This is a genomic window from Micromonospora sp. ANENR4, assembly GCF_015354395.1.
Classification (GTDB): Bacteria; Actinomycetota; Actinomycetes; order Mycobacteriales; family Micromonosporaceae; genus Micromonospora; species Micromonospora aurantiaca.
This window is the reverse complement of the sequence record NZ_JADKYQ010000057.1, coordinates 1-400: the sequence shown is the minus strand read 5'-3', so window position 1 is coordinate 400 and position 400 is coordinate 1. Positions and strand designations below refer to the sequence as shown.

At 66.5% G+C, this 400-nt stretch carries 1 pseudogene; it reads left to right on the top strand.

Going from position 1 to position 400, the window contains the following annotated elements:
• Positions 1-400 (top strand): annotated as a pseudogene (locus IRY44_RS30490) (hypothetical protein); the annotation flags it as partial.

The window sequence follows — 400 nt, the reverse complement described above, 5'->3', positions numbered from 1 at the left end:
AGGACGGGTACGGCAAGGACGGCAAGGACCGTGGCCAGGAAGGCCGCGACCGTGGCGAGTGGGGCCCGGACAAGGGCGAGTGGGGCAAGGACGGCAAGGACGACCACGGCAAGACCCGCGAGGTCCCCTGCAAGGACGACGCCCTGATCGACGCCCTCGAACTGGCCAACCGCGACCACGGCGGCACCATCAAGCTCGCCGAGAACTGCACCTACGAACTCGGCGTCAAGGACCGCAAGTTCGGCTCCGCCCTGCCCGAGATCAAGCAGGACGTCACCATCAAGGGCAACAACTCCACCATCAAGCGCGACGCCGAAGACACCTTCCGCATCTTCCGCGTCGTCGACGGCGGCGACCTCACCCTCAAGGACCTCACCGTCAAGGGCGGAAACGCCAACGA